18 protein-coding genes are annotated in these 20,594 nt (G+C 35.1%); 7 read left to right on the top strand and 11 right to left on the bottom strand.

Annotated features, from left to right (window positions below; translation table 11 throughout):
* Positions 1-53 precede the first annotated feature (53 nt).
* Complete coding sequence (locus FA045_RS10315) at positions 54-1,415, top strand: acyl-CoA dehydrogenase family protein (RefSeq protein WP_136876997.1); 1,362 nt, start codon at positions 54-56, stop codon at positions 1,413-1,415.
* Positions 1,416-1,737: 322 nt separating this feature from the next.
* Here FA045_RS10315 and FA045_RS10320 read toward each other — a convergent pair whose 3' ends face one another.
* Positions 1,738-2,142, bottom strand: a complete 405-nt coding sequence (locus FA045_RS10320; protein ID WP_136876998.1) for a hypothetical protein — start codon at positions 2,140-2,142, stop codon at positions 1,738-1,740.
* 233 nt (positions 2,143-2,375) lie between these two features.
* Positions 2,376-3,707: an L-lysine 6-transaminase gene (gene lat, locus FA045_RS10325; RefSeq protein ID WP_136876999.1), complete on the bottom strand. Its 1,332-nt coding sequence runs from the start codon at positions 3,705-3,707 to the stop codon at positions 2,376-2,378.
* A gap of 255 nt (positions 3,708-3,962) precedes the next feature.
* On the opposite strand from lat, the gene FA045_RS10330 reads away from it, so the two are divergent.
* Positions 3,963-4,154: a cold-shock protein gene (locus FA045_RS10330; RefSeq protein ID WP_136877000.1), complete on the top strand. Its 192-nt coding sequence runs from the start codon at positions 3,963-3,965 to the stop codon at positions 4,152-4,154.
* Here FA045_RS10330 and FA045_RS10335 read toward each other — a convergent pair.
* Together FA045_RS10335 and FA045_RS18865 are read right to left on the bottom strand one after the other, a co-directional pair.
* Complete coding sequence (locus FA045_RS10335; protein WP_136877001.1) at positions 4,146-5,012, bottom strand: 1-aminocyclopropane-1-carboxylate deaminase/D-cysteine desulfhydrase; 867 nt, start codon at positions 5,010-5,012, stop codon at positions 4,146-4,148. The two genes, FA045_RS10330 and FA045_RS10335, sit on opposite strands and share 9 nt — an antisense overlap.
* 148 nt (positions 5,013-5,160) lie before the next feature.
* Positions 5,161-5,319: a hypothetical protein gene (locus tag FA045_RS18865; RefSeq protein ID WP_169305044.1), complete on the bottom strand. Its 159-nt coding sequence runs from the start codon at positions 5,317-5,319 to the stop codon at positions 5,161-5,163.
* A gap of 341 nt (positions 5,320-5,660) precedes the next feature.
* Here FA045_RS18865 and FA045_RS10340 point away from each other — a divergent pair, with 341 nt between their 5' ends.
* Positions 5,661-6,692: an RluA family pseudouridine synthase gene (locus FA045_RS10340; protein WP_136877002.1), complete on the top strand. Its 1,032-nt coding sequence runs from the start codon at positions 5,661-5,663 to the stop codon at positions 6,690-6,692.
* A gap of 21 nt (positions 6,693-6,713) precedes the next feature.
* Positions 6,714-7,553 (top strand): aminotransferase class IV, encoded by an 840-nt coding sequence (locus tag FA045_RS10345; protein WP_136877003.1) that lies wholly within the window; start codon positions 6,714-6,716, stop codon positions 7,551-7,553.
* 546 nt (positions 7,554-8,099) lie between these two features.
* Here the strand turns inward: FA045_RS10345 and fmt are convergent.
* Positions 8,100-9,008, bottom strand: a complete 909-nt coding sequence (gene fmt, locus FA045_RS10350) for a methionyl-tRNA formyltransferase (protein ID WP_136877004.1) — start codon at positions 9,006-9,008, stop codon at positions 8,100-8,102.
* 75 nt (positions 9,009-9,083) lie between these two features.
* On the opposite strand from fmt, the gene FA045_RS10355 reads away from it, so the two are divergent.
* Positions 9,084-10,142, top strand: a complete 1,059-nt coding sequence (locus FA045_RS10355; RefSeq protein WP_136877005.1) for a DNA topoisomerase IB — start codon at positions 9,084-9,086, stop codon at positions 10,140-10,142.
* A gap of 187 nt (positions 10,143-10,329) precedes the next feature.
* Here FA045_RS10355 and FA045_RS10360 read toward each other — a convergent pair whose 3' ends face one another.
* The 3 genes from FA045_RS10360 to FA045_RS10370 form a co-directional block, all read right to left on the bottom strand.
* Positions 10,330-11,256: a ketopantoate reductase family protein gene (locus FA045_RS10360; protein WP_136877006.1), complete on the bottom strand. Its 927-nt coding sequence runs from the start codon at positions 11,254-11,256 to the stop codon at positions 10,330-10,332.
* A 79-nt stretch (positions 11,257-11,335) separates the two neighbouring features.
* Positions 11,336-11,542, bottom strand: coding sequence for a hypothetical protein (locus FA045_RS10365; protein WP_136877007.1), 207 nt, complete (start codon positions 11,540-11,542; stop codon positions 11,336-11,338).
* 167 nt (positions 11,543-11,709) lie between these two features.
* Positions 11,710-12,951, bottom strand: a complete 1,242-nt coding sequence (locus FA045_RS10370) for a DUF1343 domain-containing protein (protein ID WP_136877008.1) — start codon at positions 12,949-12,951, stop codon at positions 11,710-11,712.
* A gap of 76 nt (positions 12,952-13,027) precedes the next feature.
* Between FA045_RS10370 and FA045_RS10375 the strand changes: the two genes are divergently transcribed.
* A complete protein-coding gene (locus FA045_RS10375) occupies positions 13,028-14,242 on the top strand; it encodes an ABC transporter permease (RefSeq protein ID WP_136877009.1) in 1,215 nt (404 codons plus the stop codon).
* A 179-nt stretch (positions 14,243-14,421) separates the two neighbouring features.
* Here the strand turns inward: FA045_RS10375 and truA are convergent, their stop codons facing one another.
* The 3 genes from truA to FA045_RS10390 form a co-directional block, all read right to left on the bottom strand.
* Positions 14,422-15,219, bottom strand: coding sequence for a tRNA pseudouridine(38-40) synthase TruA (truA, locus tag FA045_RS10380; protein WP_136877010.1), 798 nt, complete (start codon positions 15,217-15,219; stop codon positions 14,422-14,424).
* A gap of 64 nt (positions 15,220-15,283) precedes the next feature.
* Positions 15,284-15,757: a DinB family protein gene (locus FA045_RS10385; RefSeq protein WP_136877011.1), complete on the bottom strand. Its 474-nt coding sequence runs from the start codon at positions 15,755-15,757 to the stop codon at positions 15,284-15,286.
* Between the two features lie 357 nt (positions 15,758-16,114).
* Positions 16,115-18,535: an alpha/beta hydrolase family protein gene (locus FA045_RS10390; protein WP_136877012.1), complete on the bottom strand. Its 2,421-nt coding sequence runs from the start codon at positions 18,533-18,535 to the stop codon at positions 16,115-16,117.
* Positions 18,536-19,166: 631 nt separating this feature from the next.
* On the opposite strand from FA045_RS10390, the gene FA045_RS10395 reads away from it, so the two are divergent.
* Complete coding sequence (locus tag FA045_RS10395) at positions 19,167-20,465, top strand: DEAD/DEAH box helicase (protein ID WP_136877223.1); 1,299 nt, start codon at positions 19,167-19,169, stop codon at positions 20,463-20,465.
* The last annotated feature ends 129 nt before the right edge of the window (positions 20,466-20,594 follow it).

A 20,594-nucleotide genomic window follows, 5' to 3' on the forward strand; every position in this document is an offset into this window, starting at 1 on the left:
CGGAGCTAACCAACAATCTGCCTGTTTATTTGTTACTCTAAAAACGAATAATTATGGCAAACGTATTCTCTTCAATAAAAAGCGCATACAAACTTTTCAAGCATATCGATTTTAATCAGCTAGATGCTTTAGCTAAAAAAGTGGATTTACCAAAAATGGTAGAAACAATTTCATCTTTAGATGACAAACAATTGGCTGGAATGATGAAATTAATGGGTGGAACTAATAAAGTAAAAGAGTTGCCACCTATTGAGGGAGATTTTTACCATTTAGGTGATGAAGCGCTACATGATGAAGATAGAGCATTGCAACTAAAAGTTAGGGCTTTTTTAGAAAAGGAAGTTCAGCCAATCGTAAATCATTATTGGAACAAAGCCGAATTTCCATTCGAGATTATACCCAAATTAGCAGAGCTAAATATCTGTGGATTAACCTATAAAGGCTACGGCTGTCCGGGTAAATCTAATTTAATGGAAGGTATTTTAGCTATGGAAATGGCAAGAATTGATACTTCCATCTCTACATTTTTTGGTGTACAAAGTGGCTTAGCAATGGGCTCGATTTACTTATGTGGTTCTGAAGAGCAGAAACGGCAATGGCTACCCTCTATGCAGCAATTTAAAACCATCGGTGCATTTGGCTTAACAGAACCAGAAGTTGGCTCAGCCGCTGCAGGAGGTTTAACTACAACTTGTAAAAGGGTAGGCAACACATGGACATTAAACGGACAGAAAAAATGGATTGGGAATGCAACTTTTGCGGATATTTTAATTATTTGGGCAAGGGATTTAGCTGATAATGAAGTTAAAGGTTTTATTGTTAAAAAGGATAACCCTGGGTTTGCAGTAGAAAAAATGCAAGATAAAATGGCTTTGCGGATTGTACAGAATGGCATTATTACTTTAACAGATTGTAAGGTTGATGAGTTTGATCGGTTACAAAATGCAAATTCGTTTAAAGACACAGCAAAGGTTTTACAAATGACAAGGGCAGGTGTTGCTTGGCAAGCGGTGGGTTGTGCTCGTGGTGCTTATGAAAATGCCTTAGCTTATACCAGAACTAGAAAGCAATTTGGTAAACCGATAGCTTCTTTTCAATTGATCCAAAACCATTTGGTAGAGATGTTGTCTAACTTAACAGCGATGCAAACTTTGTGTTTCCGCTTGTCGCAATTGCAAGACCAAGGATTATTAAAAGATGAACATGCCTCTTTGGCAAAAGTTTTCTGCTCATTACGTACGCGTGATGTGGTAAGTAAAGCTAGAGAGGTAATGGGCGGTAATGGGATTTTGCTTGAATATAATGTTGCTCGTTTTGTGGCAGATGCCGAAGCCATTTATTCTTATGAAGGAACCAAAGAAATTAACACGTTAATTGTTGGCAGGGCAATTACAGGGTTTTCTGCTTTTGTTTAGTCTTTTGTCATTCTTGATCCGCCGCGGAGCAGAAGAATCTCTAAACTGGTTTGATAATTATTGATCTTTTTTTATTACAGAATTGGTGTTAGCCAAGCAGACCCTGAAATAAATTCAGGGTGACGCAAATCAATGCTCCGTAATGCTGAATTATCTCTGCAACTGCTTTAACGGCTGTTTTTCCTCCCAAGTTGATGTCCTCGCCAACTTTAATAAATTAGATAGTACTATCAAAGGTTTTAAACTTGCCTCCCAAGTTGGCGTCCTCGCCAACTTTAATAAATTAGATAACATTATCAAAGGTTCTTAACCTCATGTTTAATTATTTAAAAGGTTTTTTAATTAATCCAAAATTACCCATTGCGCTTTTTTCATATAATGCAAAGCATGAAGAATTGTATTTTTCATCAAAATTGATTTGACCCGGCATTAACTGATTTGGAATTTCATTTCCTTTTTCAAAAAAATAAACTTTGGTATTTCCATATTTAGAATGAGGCTTTAAATTGCCGTATTTAATCAGCTCTGCTGCTGCGGTATCTTTTACACTTACGGCATAAATTCTTTGCACCGGACCAGTATTGTTTTCATTTCTATAGCTGGCAATTTCTTCAAAACCACCTTTTAAATCGCTAATTTCTGGTTGGTCAAATAAATCTTTTGCTACCCAAACTACTACAACCAAAATAATCAGGATAATGAAAATACGTTTGTTTTTATTCTGCATGTGGTGTTTTAGTTTTAAAAGTGAGGTTGTACGTAAGTCAATAGAATAATGTTTAAGAACTCAAATAAAGGGGGTATTTCAACTTATTGTTTACACTTAATTTTTCACCGCTTTGTCAGTCTGAGCGTAGTCGAAGACCTTAAAATGCGCTTCGACTACGCTCAGCGTGACAGTCTATGAAATTAAATTTAGTTAGATTTTAATGATAGTGAAACAGCCACAACTTTTCTAATTTATAAAGTTGGTAAAATCTTTTCCATTACTTCCATACCTAAATCTATATGTTGTTTTTCTATACATAACGCAGGGCGAAAGCGAATAGTTTGGTTGCCGCATCCTAAAAACATTACATTATGCTCCATCCCTTTTTGCACAAATTCATTGCGCATTTCTTTGGTAGGAAAATCGAAAGCAGTTAATAAACCACGTCCGCGTACATTACTCATTTTATCGTATTTTTTAGCTAAATCTGCTAAATTTTGCTGTAAATAAGCCCCAACATTTGCCGCATTTTCGCAAAGCTGATCTTCGTGTACAATATTTAAAATTTGAGTAGAACGAACCATATCTACCAAATTGCCACCCCATGTAGAGTTGATACGAGATGGAACATTGAAAACATTAGTTTCTACCTCATCAACTTTGTTGCCAACCAAAATACCACAGATTTGCATCTTCTTGCCAAACGCAACGATATCTGGGCGAGCGGCTTCGCTAAAATGCTCATGACACCAGAATTTTCCAGTTAAACCAACACCAGTTTGCACTTCGTCGTAAATTAAAAAGGCTTCATTTTCATCTGCCAGTTGGCGAAGTTGAATTAAAAATTCTTCACGTAAATGGTTGTCGCCACCTTCAGATTGGATAGGTTCTATAATGATTGCACAAATTTCATCCTTATTTTCAGCAAAGGCTTGTTTTACTTGAGCAATTGAAAGTTCTTCGGTTTCTTGCGCAGTTTTTAAATTCTCATCAACTAAAGGAAACTTAACAGTTGGTATAGAAACTCTAGGCCAATCGAATTTGGCAAACCATTTTGTTTTATCGGGTAAGGTGTTAGTAAGACTTAAAGTATAACCAGTACGGCCATGAAAAGCTCTTTCGAAGTGTAAAACTTTGAAACCTTTTTCTTCTTTGTGCCCTTTGGCGAAGTTTTTTTGAACTTTCCAATCCATGGCTACTTTAATTGCATTTTCTACCGCCATGGCGCCGCCAGCAATAAAAAAGGCGTGTGGCAAATAAGAAGGAATACCAACTTTTGAAAAAGTTTTTACAAACTCAGCATATTGTTGGGTATACACATCAGAATTTGATGGATTAGCCATCGCGGCCAATAGTAAGTTATGTTTAAATGCTTCATCATTCACCATTTTAGGGTGATTATATCCTAATGGCACAGAGGCGAAACAGGTGAAAAAATCTAATAGCTTGCGGTTATATTTCGAATCATAAATATAAGCGCCATTACTTTTTTCCATATCGTAGGTTAAATCAAAACCATCAGCTAAAATATGCTGTTGTAAAGTTTGATTTACTTGATCTGGAGCTACACTAAGTTGATACATAATTTCATATTTTGGTATTTTCAAATGTAACTAAATGTGCCAAATTATCAAATTTAAGCAGTATTTGTAGTTTTAGGCTAAAAAATAGGTTTAAACTGTTTAAAGTATGATTTCGATAAAATTTACAATTACTATTGTGAAATGTGGAAAAATAAAATGAATTATTTTTACATAAAATCTTCTTTTATCACCAAAAATTTAAATCAGCATTGCTGATTTTATTATGACTACCTTAAACAAATTAATTAAATAATTATGAAATACGGAGTAGTGATCAGTTTTAATACCATTAAACAAATTGGAAATATTAAAGACAATACCACAAATATTGAATATGCTTTTTTAAAAGCTGATTGCCCTCATGCAGTTGAAATACTAGATGAGGTAAAGTTTGATGTGGTTTTTGAGAAGAATAAGAATAGAGCAATTAATGTGAAGTTAGCTTAGTTTCTCTTTCATGCCTAAAATACCAAATAAACCACCGGTGTGTATGGCTAATATTTTTGCATTTGGTTTAAAATATTCATTCTGGGCCATATCATTTATGGCATAAAACATTTTTGCCGTATAAACGGGATCTATCAGCATACCTGTTTGTGCGGTAAAACATTTAATAAAATTGATTAATTCTGGTGTAGTCTTAGCGTAACCGCCAAAATGATAATCGGTATGAAGAATTAAATTGCCCTGATTTTCTTCGTACTTCCCTATCTCATCTTTAATAAATTCGCCACCTTTTAAAACAGGTATCACATGTAATTTTGTATTTAGCTGATGAGTATTTATTCCTCTTAATAATCCAGCGGCAGTGGTCCCTGTTCCTGCTGCGCAAAAAATATGATCATAAACTTCCGGTAGTTCGTCTAAAATTTCTGCGCAACCAATTACTGCTTCATTACTAGCGCCACCTTCATCAATAAAATAAGCGCTTTCATCATTTCCAAAATGAGAAGAAAATAATTCTTTTTTATTTTTATAGCGCTCTCTGTCTACAAAAATTAAAGTCATCCCAAAAAGTTTGCAAAGTAAAAGCATTTCATTTTCTACTTTTTCGCCTCTTACAAATGCTGTGGCTTTAAGTTTATTTCTTGAGGCTGCTGCTGCGGTTGCAATTAAATGGTTAGAGTATGCGCCGCCAAAAGTTACCAAATGATGTTTTTGTTTTAAATTAACAGCTGTTAAAATATGTTTTAGTTTTCGCCATTTATTACCCGAAATATAAGGGTCAATTAAATCATCTCTTTTTACCGAAAGATTATCAATTGATTTAAAATTAACAATATGTATTGGGCTGTAAATAGTCATAAAAAGAAAAGCTGCTCCAAAGAGAAGCTTTTTACTTGAGTTTTAGAAATTATTTTCCGATTCCGATACCCAAACCAGCATTAACAAAGCAGTACTCGGCTTGTGTATAAGAGGTGTAAATTCTCAAAAAACCTAAATTAAGCTAAAATCATAATGATGCGGTCATACTACTTACATCCTCGTTTTTTAAAGCAATTGGATTAGTAAAAGTTGCAGAGCCTGCTGAAGTATCAAAGTTTTTTGTTTTAGCGGTATTGTACCCTACAGTAGATAAGCCTAAGCCCATACCTTTAAATAAAGGCTGCATTTAAGCATTAACTAATTCATTGGCATATAATGGAGGGAATTAAAATCAATCGCCAACATCACTCTGTGCCAGCAAACTTAAAGGCAATAAGGAAGCTTTCAAAACTAAAATAGTTTCGAAGAAGGGTAGATTTTATTACTTTTCTTACTTATCTGTTTGATTTTTAGTCACGAAAGTAAATCTTTCTAATAAGATAAGGGAAAAAGTTTAAAATAATTCTTGCGTTGTAAGTAAAGTTTTTCATTGATAGGCAGTGTATTAACTTATTGTTAACACTTAGCAAATAATACGCCAAAACTTATTTTTCCAAATTATCAAATTGTTAATCTTACTTTTGTAACATGGAAAACAGCAATATTGTAGATCAGGAAGAAGAACAAGACTTATTTGAACATTTTAATATTGTTGTAGATAAAGGACAATCGTTGTTGCGCATTGATAAGTTTTTGATGCATCGTCTAGAAAATGCTTCAAGAAACAGAATACAAAATGCTATTGATGCAGGTAATGTGCTAGTTAATAAAGGCACTGTAAAAACTAGTTACAAAGTGAAACCTTATGATGAAATTTCCATAGTTTTTGCGCATCCACCACGTGATACAGAAGTTTATCCAGAAGATATTCCTTTAAATATTGTTTACGAAGATGCTGATTTATTGGTTGTAAATAAACCTGCAGGTATGGTTGTACATCCTGGATTTAATAATTATACAGGTACTTTAGTAAATGCTTTAGCTTTTCATTTTGAGCAATTACCCACTTTGCCGGGTAATGATGGAAGGCCTGGTTTAGTACACAGAATTGATAAAGATACCTCGGGTTTATTATTAATTAGCAAAAACGAAATTACGATGACTAAGCTTGCTAAACAATTTTTTGATCATAGCATTACTAGGAAATATATTGCCCTAGCTTGGGGAGATATTGAAACAGCAGGTAGGGTTGAAGGTTATATTGGTAGAAGTTTAAAAAACCGCATCATTATGGATATGTATGATGATGAAGAAAAGGGAAAATGGTCTGTTACCAACTACGCACCTTTAGAGCGTTTAGGTTATGTAACGCTAATTAGCTGCCAATTAGAAACAGGCAGAACGCACCAAATTAGAGCACACATGAAACATATTGCGCATCCACTTTTTAGCGATGCAAATTATGGTGGAGATAAGATTTTAAAAGGCACAACGTTTACTAAATACAAACAATTTGTAAACAACTGTTTCGAGCTAATGCCTCGCCAAGCGCTACATGCGCAAACACTGGGATTTATACATCCAACCACACAACAATACATGGAGTTTGAAGCGCCTTTGCCTGCAGATTTTGATGCTGTTTTAACCAAATGGCGTAATTATGCAGCTTTGCCTCAATAATTTTTAATGTACAATAACTAAATGTCTAACTATATTTTATTTAACGACGAGTTTTACAATGCCGATCAAGCAGTTTTAAAAGCCAGTAATAGAGGCTTTAAATTTGGAGATGGCTTATTTGAATCGATGCGCATGTGTAACGGCAAATTGATGTTTGCAGAACAACATGCAGATCGTTTAAGAGCCGGAATGAAAGCGTTAAAAATGGAAGGTTATGCATTGTTAGATGAATATTTTTTAAGACAAAAAACCGCTGAACTTCAGAAAAAAAATAAGTTGGGTGCAAATGTGAGGTTTCGCCTCTCAATTTACCGAGATGGTGAAGGTTTATATACCCCACAAATTAATAAAACTGGCTATTTATTAGAAGCAAAATCTTTAGAAACATCGGCATATGAACTAAACCAAAAGGGATTAATTGTTGATGTTTATGACGAAATTACTAAGCCGTTAAACAAACTTTCTAATTTTAAAACGAGTAATGCAATGGTTTACGTGATGGCAGGTTTGTTTCAAAAACAAAACAAATTAGATGAAGCCATGATTTTAAATCAGCAAGGTTTTTTGTGTGAAAGCACAAGTTCTAATGTTTTTGTAGTTTATCAAAATCAAATTTATACACCAGCCTTAACCGAAGGCTGCATTGCAGGTGTGATGCGTACGGTTGTGCTTCAATTGGCAAAAACACATAATTTTAATTTGGTTGAGGCTCAAATTAGTCCAGAAATTTTAAAAGAAGCCGAAGAGGTTTTTGTAACCAACGCCAGCAGTGGCATACGTTGGGTAATGGGTTACGGTAGAAAGCGTTATTTTAACGAAGTAGCAAAAGAGTTAAGTGCAAAACTAAATGCTTTGGTTTAGTAAGTAAGTTGGAAAGGACGGCAAGTCGGAAAGTTTTTCTACAATCGTAAGTCTAAGATAGATGGTTGTTTGAAAAACAATGTTAGTAGTCTTTGGAAAATTCAGTCCTTCTTTACGTTTAAATGTTTTTGTGCTTCGACAGGCTACCGATATAAAATCGGCACAAGTCAGCATGACAAAAACATATACACTTCAATAAGGTTTATAGTACAAAGTAAGTGGTTATTGGCTTTTGCAGCCGTGTATAATTGCAAAACCTGCGTAATACAAATCAGCCACGGCAGACAGGCGGGATAGCAGCGAAAATCCTTTTGGTTTTTTGTCTTCCGTCATACCGAAATAAGGAATCCCGATTAATCGGGAAGGTATCTGTCCCATTAATCCTCCTATCTTACAGATTTCTCACTACGTTCGAAATGACGTTAAAAATCCAAAGATTGTAGCGCATAGCCCGGCCAACTTAAATAGTTGTAGGAAACTGCTTTACAACTAACCATCTCAAAACTAACCACCTAACCACCTCAACAACTACCCACCTAACCACCTCTACAGCCTCATTCCTCTCAAAAGTTCATCAATTAGCATTCTTTTTTTACCTTCAAACTGTACATCGGTAACTTTTATAAACCCGTCTTTAGTTGCAAATTTCAAATAGGTTTTGCCATCCGTTAAAAATGCACCAGTAGAAATTCCAGGTTCTTTATCCTCTGGTTCGGCATTAAAAATCTTAAAGTTTTTATCGTTTAACGTGGTAAAAGCAGTTGGGTAAGGACTTAAACCGCGAATATGGTTATAAACCGTTTGGTTATTTTGGTTCCAATCTATTTTACAATAATCCTTAAAAATTTTAGGGGCAGATTTGAGCTCATCACTTTCTGGCTGTGGTACTTCGTTGTAATCATCAGCCTCGATGGCTTTAACCGTTTTTACCAATAAATTGGCGCCAACAACCATTAATTTATCGTGTAAAGTTCCGGCAGTTTCAGTATCAGTAATAGCTACACTATCTGTAAAAATGATATCTCCAGTGTCTATTTCTTGTTTTAAGAAAAATGTAGTAACGCCAGTTTCTTCCTCTCCATTTATAATGACATGGTTTATAGGTGCAGCCCCGCGGTATTGAGGCAATAATGAGCCATGTAAGTTGATAGTTCCTTTGCTCGGCATTTGCCAAACAATTTCTGGCAACATTCTAAATGCAACCACTACAAATAAATCAGCTTCGAGCGATTTTAATTCTTCAATAAAAGCAGGGTCTTTAAGTTTTAAGGGTTGTAAAACACGTAATCCGTTTTCAACCGCATATTTTTTAACTGCGCTTTCGTTTAATTTTTGGCCTCTCCCTGCTGGTTTATCTGCTGCGGTAACAACGCCCACAATAGTTAAATCTGCTTGCTGTAAAGCACTTAACGATGCAACTGCAAAATCGGGCGTGCCCATAAAAACTATTTTCATACTATGGTTGTTCAATGGATGATTTAATGGTTACAAAATAACTAAAAAATCGCTTAAAATTTCTTCCTAAACTTTATGGTACCAACTTTAGATGTAATTAATACGAGCAATTTAGTATTTGTTGATCCCGCTAAACCCGGTATTTACAGAAAAGGTAAGCCTGGTAAATTTTATTACGAGGATAGCAAAGGCAATCGTTTAAAAGATGATGCAGATTTAGAGCGCATTAAAAAAATGGTTTTGCCACCCGCTTGGACTGATGTATGGATTTCGCCGAAAAAAAATGGCTATTTACAGGCAATTGGTAAAGATGTTGCTGGGAGAAAACAGTATCGTTATCACACAGATTGGACTTCGAGAAGATCAGATCATAAGTATTTTAGGTTATTAGAATTTGGCAAAGTTTTACCCGAAGCCAGAAAACAAATTGCTAAAGATTTAAGGCGCAAAGACTTTGATGAAAGAAAAGTTTTGGCCATTTGTTTGCAAGTGATGCAAAAAACTTTAATAAGAATTGGTAACGAAAATTATGCTAAAACTTATGGTAGTTATGGTTTAAGTACGCTAAAAGACAAACATTTTAAACAAAAGGGAAATGATGCCATTTTAAGTTTTGTTGGTAAAAAAGGCGTTAAACACGATGTGAAATTAACAGATAAAAGCTTAGCGAAACTGATTAAAAAAAGCAAGGATATACCCGGACAAGATTTGTTTCAGTTTTACACAAAAGGGAAAGAACATAGGTCTGTAGATTCTGGAATGATAAATAACTACATCAGAGAAATTACTGGAGGTGATTTTACAGCAAAGGATTTTAGAACATGGGGTGGCACTTTAGAGGCTCTTAGACAATTAGCTTGTTGTACAGAGCGAACGCCTGATATTGCCAAAAAGAAAATTATTGTAGAGGTTTTAGATTGTGTAGCGAGCAAATTAGGTAATACTCGGGCTGTTTGTAAAAGTTCTTATGTTTATCCGTTGCTTTTAGAAACCTTTGAAAATGAAGGTTTGCAAAAATATTTAAAAAAGATCAATACAGTAAAACCAGATAGTGTAACTGCAATGCAAAATGATGAAAAAGTGTTGCTTCAATTTTTAAAGCAAACTAAAGTTGCTACTAAGCGCAAAAAATAACTATCTACCTAAGCTCGATTTTTATTTATTATCATTAAACACCCCGGTCTGCGACCACCCCTCTGAAAGAGGGGAATTTAGTTCGCAATTCCCCTCCTTTGGAGGGGTGCCCAAAGGGCGGGGTGGTTAAAACAAGAATAAATTTCTTATATGGCACAACAATGTATACTAATAAATCGAGCTGAGGTTATCTATCTTTTAGGTTAAGATAAGCCTCTTCAAAATTGGGAGTAGCAATGCTTAATTGTTTGCCTAATTTAACCATATAACCTGTTATTGAGTTGAGTTCAGTTTGTGGTTTATGGTCATCAAAATCTCTTTGCATAGATGAGGTTGCGGTAAATGGTAATGCCGCATAATGCGTTAAAGCTTTTTCTTCGGTATTTTCATCTACTTCAATTTTTTTAGCTTTGGCAATTGCTGAAGCTTCTTTAATTAGGTTTGTTAAATAAGTTTTATGGTCTTGCAATAATTCTCCTACTGTTTTATTAAGGTATGAGGTAGCCGTTGCTATGCAAGAAAGAAAGATGAATTTTTCCCAAATTAGTTTGGCAATTTCATCAGATAGGCAAGCTTCTATACCAGCAGATTTTAATAAATCTTCAAGCAAAATCAGTCTTTCGTCGGTTAATTGATTTAAGCCGAAATAAATTTCTTGCCTGTTACCCATGTTTTCAATAACCCCGTGATTTTTTATAGCCGATACAATATAAGCGCAGCCAGCTGGAACAAGATTGTGTGGAAATTGTGTTCTAATTTTTTCTACTGCTTCAACGCCATTTAGCAACGGTAAAATAACAGTTTTTTCGGTTACACATGGTGATATTTGAATTAAAATTTCGGCTAAATCATAATTTTTTGTGCTGATGATGATGAAATCAGCTGCTCCAATTTTATTGACATCATCGGTAGCTAAAAACGGTTTAGCAGTAAAATTTATATCGCCTTTAATAACTTTTAATCCGTTTTCCTGTATGGCTGATAGGTGCTTTCCCCGAGCTAAAAAATAAACTTCAATGTCATCATTTCCTGCATAGGCTCTAGCTAAAAGTCCGCCAAAATAGCCACCAACACCACCAATACCTGCAATAACAATTTTTATTTTACCCGTCATTTTTATCTAAATTTTTAGAAGCTGTAGAAACAAGAAACACCTCGAAGCATGTTCAAGGTGTTTCTTATATTCTTGTTTATTATTTTTTTACTGAGTGAACTGGCTGCTCGCTATTTTCTTTAGCCTTAGCCGGATTTTCGGTTTTAGCTTTAGCGGGTTCTTGATTGTAAACCTCATCTTCTGGTTTTTTTACTGCCTTTTCCCCTTGGTCTACTTTTCCTTTTGGCTGCGGTTCTTCGAAATTACTCGAAGCTTTTTCGCTAGTTTTTTTTACTTCTTTGTTCATGGCTTTTAAAATTTTAGAATGCTTGAATTTTAAATGAAATATTTCATAAAAACCAATAGAATAACAAAGAGCCAATCGCTATTGTTTCATTTTCCAAATATTAATACTCGACTATTCTTTCATTCGTTTCCTTCTATAATTCTCTCATTTAGTCATTGCATCCTTCACTAATTATAAAGCAAATATTTTTTACGCATTTCCTTATATTTATTTAAGCCTGGTTGCCATGTTGCACGAATTTCTTTTTCAGATTTGCCATCTATAATTTGCTGTCTAAAATCTCCAACACCAATTAATCTTTCAACAGGCATCAATTGGTTACTTAATTTAGAATTAAAAAAGTCTTCCTTTTTAGGAGAAGCTTTATACAGATCAATAATCCAACCAAGGTTAATCTGTTTAGTTTTTCTTAAAATCTCAGTGTCGTAATTTCTTAAATCTAAGCCATAACATATTTGATCTTTAAAAAGTGGAGTTTCTGCCATTCCTTTTATCCCGGTAGGTGTATAAGAAAATTTGTATTTACCTTTTAAATAAGGTGCACCAATAACCGTAAATGGAAACTGTGTACCACGACCATGGTTTAAATAAATGCCTTCGAACAAACAAGTTGTTGGGTAAAGCAAAATAGATTGTTGTGTGTTTAAGTTCGGTGAAGGTTTAACAGGCAAAGTATAAGGCATATTGTGCGTATAATTGGCATTTTTAATTACGGTAATTTTGCATTTTGCTTTGTCTTTTAGCCAGCCTTCGCCATTTAACATTTGAGCATATTCGCCTAAAGTTAAGCCATGCACAATTGGAATGGGCTGTAGACCAATACCCGATTTAAATTTCGGATCTAAAATTGGTCCATCGATAAAGTAGCCATTCGGATTAGGTCTATCGAAAATCATTACTTCTTTACCATCGCGGGCACAAGCTTCCATCACATGTTGCAAAGTGTTCATGTAAGTGTAAAAACGCACACCAACATCCTGTATATCAAAAATCATAATATCTACACCTGCCAAATCTTCTTTTGTTGGTGTACTGTGTTTGCCATATAATGAAATTGCTTTAATTCCAGTTTTTGCATCTACGGCATCATCTACATGTATGCCTGCACTCGCATCGCCTCTAAAACCATGTTCAGGGCCAAAAATTTTAACAATATTTACCCCTCGTTTTAATAAACTATCTACAACAGTTACTTTACCAATAATTGATGTTGGATTTACCACCATACCAACGCGTTTTCCTTTAAGCAATGGCAAATAAATTTCGGTTTGTTCTGCACCAGTTCTAAATTTTTCTACCGTAATTTTAGATTTTACAATACTTTCATTTTTAACTTTAGTTCCTTGTCCACAGGCACTTAACGTAAATAAGGTAAGCGAGGCACTTATTAAAAAATTGAATTTCTTCATTTCTTAAGGTTTTTTAATTATTATATGCTTTTTCGGAATTGAATTAGCACTTTTGCTAAGTTACAATTATAATCATTTGAATATATCATATTTCATCGCAAAGCGGATAGCCATAAAAAGTGAACGAACATTTAGCAAACTAATTGTACGCATTGCAATAGCGGGTGTAATGTTAAGTTTAGCCGTTATGATACTTTCTGTAGCTATAATTAAAGGCTTTAAAACCGAAATACAAGATAAAGTAAGAGGGTTTATTGGCGACATACAGATTTACCGTTACGATTTAAATGGATCTTTCGAGAAATCTCCTTTTGTACCTAACGATACCACCATAGCTTACCTTAAGAACAATAAAAGTTTAGCTTCATTTTACCCGTTTGCTACCAAGCCAGCCATAATTTCTGCCAATGGCGAAGTAGAAGGTATTAATTTTAAAGGGATTGATGAAACTTACGATTGGCAATATGTGCAGAAGCATTTGTTAGATGGAAAAATCATTGATTTTAAAAATAAGGATGTTTATCAAATTATGGTATCTAGTTTTACCGCAAAGCGATTAAAGCTTAAAGTTGGTGATAGTTTTATCATGCATTTTGTCCAAAATCCGCCAAAGCGACGTAAGTTTACTATTGTTGGGATTTATAGTATTGGCATTGATAATATTGATAAAAGCTTTGTTTTAGGAGATATCAATGTCATTAGAAGTGTTAATAATTGGGAGCCAAATCAAATGGGCGGCATCGAAGTTCGCACTAAAGATTTTACCACTTTAGAGCAAGATGCTGATGACGTTTATGCCAATTTAGAATTAAAATTGAGATCTAGATCGGTTAAAGAAAGCACACCAGAAATTTTTACTTGGCTTTCTTTATTGGATGTAAATACCAAAGTTTTATTGATTTTAATGATGATTGTTGGCGTAATTAACATGATTACTGCCTTACTGATCATGATTTTAGAACGCACTACCATGATTGGTTTACTAAAAGCAATGGGCATTGGCAATTGGAGTGTGATGAAAATTTTCCTCTATAATGCGATTTATTTAGTTGGAATTGGTTTGGTTTTAGGGAATGTTTTAGGATTGGGTTTAGCTTATTTACAACATGCCACCCAAATTTTTAAGCTAAATCAAAGCAATTATTACCTTTCTTACGTGCCTGTTGAAGTACATTTTTTAGATGTGTTAATGTTAAATGTAGCAACAGTTGTAATATGTGCTGTTGTACTTATTGTACCGTCTTTATTGGTAAGTAGAATTAGTCCGCTAAAAGCGATAAGGTTTAAGTAGCCTCTCCCTTCGAAAGTTACTGCTCAGGCTTCTGTTAACTCTCCCTCTCCAAAAAAGAGGGAATTAATGGGTTGTGAGTGAAACCTATAGGTTCAAACCACAGTTTTTTGTTTCCCTTTCCTTCGGAGAGGGAATTGCACAGTTTAGCCTTTACTTAATCCTTTGATAGGGTGAGGAATCTAAACCTCAATCCATTCTAGCTGCTGCAAGCCAGAAAACTCTGTTCTCAATGGCAGGTTTAAATAAGGGTAAGTAACTTTAGATAAATACAAACCGGTTGGATGCGCAATTTCTAACATTCCGGGTGTTTCTAATGTGATGAGTAGGTTTTCAAATTCATCAACACTCATATTGCCTGTGCCGATTTTTAAAAGTTTGCCAGTAATAATTCTAATCATTTTACCTAAAAAACGGTTCGAGGCAATGTGAAAACGAAGATGATCGCCATTGGCTGTGGTAAATAATTTTGCATCGTGTACATTGCAAATGGTGTGCTCATTTTTATCAGGTGCGGTGCAAAAGGCCCTGTAATCTTTATATTTTGGCAACAGCTGTACCGCTCGTTTCATTTCGTTCAAATTCAGGTTTTCGTACTCGTAATAAGAGCTCAGCTGATTTAAAAATGGATTTTTGTAGGTATGGATGTAATAATCGTACTTTCTTTGCACAGCATCAAATCTGGCATGTGGTTTTCCTTCTAAGGGGATGATATCGAAAATTGCGATGTTGTGCGGTAAAACTTTGTTGAGCCTAAATTTTAAGTCAAAATCCCATTCTTGCGCTAGATCTGCATGGAAAAAGAACTGACTAGCATGAACTCCAGAATCGGTTCTGCCACAACCGTTAATGGTTAGAGGGGTTTTAAAAATTTGAGAGAGCTTGGTTTCAATTACTTCTTGTACGCTGTTAACTTTTGGTTGCCTTTGCCAGCCGCTGTAAGTATGTCCGTTGTAAGCAATATGGAAGAAGTATCTCATAAGAGCAAAGATAGCTTTTCTGAATAGAAGCTCAGAAAAGCTATTTATGATTAAAATGTTTTGTTTACGCTTTAAGTAGCGCTAATTTCTTCAACCCAATACTACAACCATAATGTAAACCATCATGATTGGCCACAAATGTAACAGCATCTTGTACATTATTTAGCGTAAAGCCAACGTATGTACTTACTGTATAAGGTGTATAATTATCAAAAGTTCCGTTTTGCAAATCAATTGCTAATTGATCAATGGTGCTTGATAAATAACCCTTCATTTGTGCAATTTCTGCATCGCTAAAATCTTTTTCTGGTTTCGATCCGTTTTTGTAAAGATCTATCAATTCATTTTCAATAATAAATGGTTGGCCAGCCAATTTGTAGCATAAAATCTGCTGACTAACCACTAAATGCCCAATTTGCCAAGCTAAGTTGTTTTTAAAACCTGTCGGGATGTAATTCATTTCTTCGGTAGATAATTCTTCTACTAAACTTAATAATTTGTTTCTTGATGCTTTGATGAGTTCTATTATTTTTTCCATTTGTTTTTTTGATTGATTACACAGATTTAAGGTGATTACACCGATTAAGATGTTTTGATAAAGGTAGTATTTCCCAGATTTTAACGAAAGAGGTTTTTAGCTTATTTGCAACTTGACAAAAGAACCACTGTTTTTGATTGCTAAACTTGATTGAAGTGATATCCTTTTTTGTAGTACAAACTATCCTTTTTAGCACAAAAGCTCCGCAAAAAAGATAAAACGGAAAGCAAGACTGCTTTTGCCTAAGGGTTACTGCCACTGATTTTCTAAAAAAAAAACATCCGATGAATAATTAAATTCACCGGATGTTTATGTGATTAGCTCCCTCTCTTTTGGAGAGGGTTGGGGTGAGGCTATCTATTTAGCCGTTGGCTTTGCATTTTTAACGTAAGTATCTAACCAAGTATTGATTTCCCATAATTGGTGTAATATATTTTCTTTGGCTCTGTAACCATGCGCTTCGTAAGGTAAATACACAAAACGAGTGGTGCCACCATGACCCTTAATTGCAGCATACAAACGCTCGCTATTAATTGGGAAAGTACCTTGATTATCGTCCATTTCGCCATGGATTAATAAAATTGGCGTTTTAATTTTATCAGCATAGCTGAATGGGCTCATTTGATAATACAATTCTGGTGCTTGCCAATACGTACGGTCTTCATTTTGGAAACCAAATGGTGTTAATGTTCTGTTGTAAGCACCACTACGAGCAATACCAGCTTTAAATAAATTGGTGTGAGCCAATAAATTAGCCGTCATAAATGCACCATAACTATGACCACCAACTGCAATTCTGTTTCTATCGCCAATGCCTAAATCACTTAGTTTGTTAATGGCGGCTTCTGCGTTTAACTTCAATTGTTCAACAAAAGTATCGTTAGGTTTTTTGCCATCTTTAGCAACAATTGGCATTTCTGCATTGTCTAAAACTGCATAACCTTGTGTAACAAAAAATAACGGTCCGCCAGAACTAATGGTGGTAAATTTATCTTGTGAGCCTCTAATTTGGGCGGCATCTGCTGCCGAGTTAAACTCACGAGGGTAAGCCCATATTAACACAGGCAATGGTCCATCTTTTTCTTTGTTGTAACCTGCTGGCAAATATAAATCGCCAGTTAAATCAATTCCATCAGCACGTTTGTAAGAGATTTTTTCTTTTTTAACGCCTTCTAATTGCGTGTATGGATTGGTGAAATTGGTGATTTGTCTATCTGCCATGCGTAACACCAAGTTTTTGATAAAATAGTTTGGTGCATCTTTCTGACTTTCTTTACGCGTTAACAAAACCAATTTCTGCGGATCTAAAACATCAGTCACCATTTCGAAACTGCCCGGTTGGCTGCGCCATAAAATTTCAGATTTTTTGCTAGCTAAATCAAACTTGGCTAAAAATGGTAAATCGCCTTTGGCCGAAGCACCAGTGGTGTTGTTTAACAATAATTTTGTACCACCATCTGTAGTTAAAATTACTTGGCGACCAAATTTATTTTTTTCGGTAACAGGCGAGCCAGGATTGTTGTAAGCATCAGTTGTGCTTAACTCATACAAAGTTTCTAAAGCGCCTGTAGTTGGGTTGTATTTGCTTAAACGCGACATTTGTTTAGCTCTAGAGTTTTCTCTAACCAAAGCTAAAGTACTATTGCCCCAGCTTACACCACCAAAACGCATTTTGGTTTTAAAAATCTCTTTTGGCTCGCTGCTAAAAGGAGCAGCTAATTGTAAAACAGCATCATGAAATTCTACATCATTTTTAATTAAACCTTCATCTAATGGTTTAGACCAAACTACTGTTGCAGCTTCATCATCACGCCAATCGAACCCACGAGGTACGTTTTGTACGTTATCATTACCCGATGGCCTAACTTCTGTACTAGGTAAATCGGCCAAGGTTTTAATTACTTTACCAGTTCTATCAGTAATGTTTACCACCGATGGGAAACCATAAGCAGAAACCAAATAAGAAAAAGGTTTTTTAATGGTACGTACCATCATATAATTTTTATCTGGCGATAAAGAAACAGTGCTATAAATGGCTGGTTTGCCAATTAATGTTTCTACACCCGCTTTATTTTGTATTAGTTGAGAAGTTGCAAAAAACTCAAACAATTGCTCGTCAAACGGCGATTTGATTAAATCTTGTAGAGTTGCACTTGGAGCTGCTTTGCCTAAATTTTGTTGTATAGTTGGGCCTTTTGGTGCCAATGGGCGAGTTGGTTGTAAATTTGCTGCTTTTGTAGCCACACGATATAACAGTGTATTATCATCAACCCATGTGGCACCACCACCCATAATTACATTTAATGGCTGCTTATTCATTTTAGTAGCTTTTCCTGTAGCTACATCAATTACATATAAATCGACCCTGTTTTGTGTAGTGTTGGTAAGGGCAATTTTAGTTTCGCTTGGGCTCCAGCTTACACTGCCAGCATATAATGGAGATGGTAAACCAGTTACGGTAACCGTTTTATCAGTTTTAATGTTTTTAAGACTAAAATTGTTGATGTAGGTTTGGCGACTCGGAGAGAAGTTATTTGGGTTAATTCTCATCCCTGCAATGCGGTATTCTGGCATTGCCAATTCTTCTATAGATGGATATGAGTTACGTTCGCTAAACAACATCCATTCGGCTTTGCTATCAATACTTACCGCCGGTGTCGGTTTTGCCAAAAGTAAATCGGCAATAGCTTTAGGCGGCATTTGATAACTAACTGCATCTTGAGCAAAAGCGCTGCCACCTAGTGCAAGTAGAAACAGGTTTAATATAATTTTTTTCATTTCAATGATTTAAGTTTTCCTAGGTATAAACTTACGCATCATTAAATGATTTTTCGTTTTGTATCAAAAATTTGATGTTAAAGCTATTTTATTTACAAGCTTGCACAAAAACCAAAATGGTTAATATAAATGCAATTAATGATAAAATGAGTTTGGTTCTTTTCATTTTGAGTTTTTTTGTTAGCGCTAATACGATGATTTTTGGCTAAACGCTACAAATAATTTATTTTTTTTGAAAATGAAGGCTGGTAAATTATGGCTAAAACAGCCCTGCTTTTTGGTACAAGTTTTTTGTGATTGTTATGCTGAGCTTAACAAAATATCTGCAACAAAAAAGCTTTTCCCGTCAATCAGGTTTATATTTTAAAGGCAGAAGCTTTTGGCTAGCTTTTTTGCAGGGCGCCTAAATAGTAGCAAAAGCTTGTGTATTATAAACGGGATTTAGTGGAAATACTTTTTTGATTGTCATCCTGAGCGTAGTCGAAGGAAAAATCAAAAAAGATTGGAACGAGAGCCCGACTATCAATAATAGTAGTGCAAAACTTGCTTTTCAAAAATCAATTCAACTGATATTCTATACTCCTTTTTATTTTCTGTAAATTTGCAGCATTATCAATTAAGCAATAACAAAGTGTCTTTAGAGCAATTAAAATTAAGTAAACCATTGGTATCTGCCATGACAGCGGCTGGATACTTAAGTCCGAAAGAAATACAAGCAAGAAGCATGTCACGCATTTTAGGCGGACAAGATGTAATTGCCATTGGACCAGAAGGATGTGGTAAAACTACAACTTACATTTTGGGTGTTTTAATGCGCTTAAAATATGGTTTTGAAGAAGCGCCAAGAGCTTTAATTTTAGTGCCAACTAGAGAAAGAGTAGAAGAAGTTATTGCGCAATTTAAATTGTTAAATAGAAATGACACCATCCGAATTGTAGGTATACATGCCGACGGTGGCATGGAAGCTCAGATTAATGAATTGACTGATGGAGTTGATATTGTGGTTGCAGTGCCATCAAGAGCTAGAGCGGTTTATTTAAAATTGGGCTTAAATACCAACAAAATTCAAATGTTTGTGGTAGATGATGCTGCCGATATGGTAAAATTAGGTATGCAATTGCCTATTAACGAATTGGCAAATAGCATACAAAAATGCCAACATTTAATTTTTACCGAAGTAATGCATGATCGACTTGATTTAATGATTGAGCCTTTTATGAAATTACCAACAACAATTGAGGTTGATGAATTAGAAGAGAATGAAACGGAAACACACACGCAGCTTTTATATCTCGTTCCAAATTTTAGAACGAAGTTAAACTTGTTAAATCTGTTGTTAAAAGATGCAGAGGTTTTTGAAAAGGTGGTGGTTTTTGTAAATACACGTTTAACGGCGCAAACTTTATCGAAAGATTTATTTGATGGCAAAGCCGATGATATTTTTGTGTACAAACCCTTGTTTTTTGATGAAGCTGGTTTTGATGACATAGAAGATTTTAAAGCAGTAGCCGAAGCGAGGGTTTTAATTGTAGCTAATGAGGGTTTAAAGGATATGGATTTAACTGGAATTCCATTTATTTTCCACTTTGAATTGCCAGTACAAAAAGAAACTTATTTAAATAGAGTGATTAAAGCTGATGACACAGAAGTGGTTGCTATTACCTTTACAACCGATTTGGAATTACCACAAGTGCGCAAAATTGAGCAAGCCATTGGTCAGAAAATTGAGATTGCCGATTTGCCAGAAGATTTACTGGTAGAAGAAGTAACCAAAGCTAAAGCGCAAAAAAATAAAATGCTAGCTGAGCAAGAGGATGATGAAAATTTTAGAGATGCGGCTTATCATAAACGTAAAGAAAGTAACTCTAAAACTACCAATTTTGGCATTGGCCAAAAAGCGATCATGAATAAGAAGAAAAAGCATGGGTAACAATCCTTTGCCATTCTTGATTATGCTCGTCATATCGAACGCAGCGCAGCGAGGAGATATCTGCCAGCTGCTATCACAGAATTAGCATAGACTTGTGCCGAAAACTTGGAGATTCCTCCTCGTGAAAAA

This window comes from Pedobacter cryotolerans (genome assembly GCF_005116475.1).
In the GTDB taxonomy this organism is placed as follows: Bacteria; Bacteroidota; Bacteroidia; order Sphingobacteriales; family Sphingobacteriaceae; genus Pedobacter; species Pedobacter cryotolerans.